Origin of the sequence: Nocardiopsis sp. TNDT3, assembly GCF_003427465.1 — a bacterium.
GTDB lineage: Bacteria > Actinomycetota > Actinomycetes > Streptosporangiales > Streptosporangiaceae > Nocardiopsis > Nocardiopsis dassonvillei.
Genome location: NZ_QPFC01000932.1, coordinates 1 through 1694 on the forward strand (window position 1 = coordinate 1; position 1694 = coordinate 1694).

1 protein-coding gene is annotated in these 1694 nt (G+C 72.0%); it reads left to right on the top strand.

Annotated elements, in window-relative coordinates; translation table 11 throughout:
- A partial coding sequence (locus DQW06_RS21900) for a carbohydrate-binding module family 20 domain-containing protein (RefSeq protein ID WP_117199215.1) occupies positions 1-1673 on the top strand: 1673 nt, incomplete at its 5' end.
- Positions 1674-1694 lie beyond the last annotated feature (21 nt).

The window sequence follows — 1694 nt, forward strand, 5'->3', positions numbered from 1 at the left end:
TCGTCCAGCTCTTCCAGTGGAACTGGGACTCCGTCGCCACCGAGTGCGAGGAGTTCCTCGGCCCCCACGGCTTCGGCGGGGTGCAGGTCTCCCCGCCCCAGGAGCACGTGGTCATCCCCTTCGCCGAGGGCGGCGACTACCCCTGGTGGCAGGACTACCAGCCGACCTCCTACCGCATCGACAACACCCGGCGCGGCACCGCCGAGGAGTTCCAGGCGATGGTCTCCACCTGTGCCGACAACGGCGTGAGGATCTACGCCGACGCGATCATCAACCACATGACCGGCGACGGCTCGGGCACCGGCAGCGCGGGCACGGAGTGGGCCAAGTACGAGTACCCCGACCTGTTCGGCGACGGCACCGCCTCCCGCACGGGGGAGGACTTCAGCTCCTGCCGGAGGGAGATCAGCAACTGGAACGACAAGTGGGAGGTGCAGAACTGCGAGCTGGTCGGCCTGTCCGACCTCGACACGGGTGACCCCGAGGTGCGCGCGCAGATCCGCCGCTACCTCAACGGCCTGGTGGACATGGGCGTGGGGGGCTTCCGCGTGGACGCCTCCAAGCACGTCCCCGAGGCCCACGTCGACGCGATCTTCTCCGACCTGAACGAGGTCCCGGTCTTCGGCGGTCAGCCCGACGTCTTCCACGAGGTCTACGGGGACCAGACCATCCCCTACACCGCCTACACGCCCTACGGCCGCGTGACCGCCTTCGACTACCAGCGCGACATCTCCAACAAGTTCGCCGGAGGCGACATCTCCGGCCTGGCCCAGCTGCCGGACTACGGCGGGCTCACCGACGAGCAGGCCACCGTCTTCGTCGACAACCACGACACCCAGCGCTACCACCCGACCCTGACCTTCAAGGACGGCGACCGCTACCACCTGGCCGTGGCGTTCATGCTGGCCCACCCCTACGGGCGCCCCGTGGTGATGTCCAGCTACGACTTCGGCTCCAACGTCACCCAGGGCCCGCCCAGCGTCGGCGAGGCGGCGGGCAACCCGGCGGGCTGGATCACCGCCGACACCGACTGCGCCAGCGCCGAGTGGGTCTGCGAGCACCGCCACCCGACCGTCGCCGGGATGGCCGCCTTCCGCAACGCCACCGGCGACACCCCCGTCGTCCAGCGCGCCACCGACGGCTCCTCCCGGCTCGCCTTCGACCGGGGCGACCGCGGCTTCGCCGCCTTCAACGCGACCGGCGGCACCTGGAACCTGACCGCCGACACCGGCCTGCCCGACGGCAGCTACGACAACGCCGCCGGGAGCGGGACCCTCACCGTCGCCGACGGCCGGATCAGCGCCCGGGTCCCCGCGAACGGGGCCGTCGCCCTGCACGTGGGCGGCACCTGCGACGACCCGGCCGAGTGCGGGGGCGGCGGCCCCGGTGAGCCGGGCGAGCCGGGCGAGGTCAACGTCTCCGCCACCGTGGAGACCTGGTACGGCCAGGAGGTGTACGTGGTCGGCTCCACCCCCGGGCTGGGGTCCTGGAACCCCCCGAGCGGGGTGAAGCTGTCCACCGACGCGTCCACCTACCCCGTGTGGTCGGGCACCGCCCCCATCGGCGCCGACACCGAGTGGAAGCTGGTCAAGATCGACGGCGCGGGCAACGTCGAGTGGGAGTCCGGCGCCAACCGCGTCGGCCCCGCCGCCAGCGTCACCTGGCGCGACTGACCCGTGCGCGGCGCCCCGGCC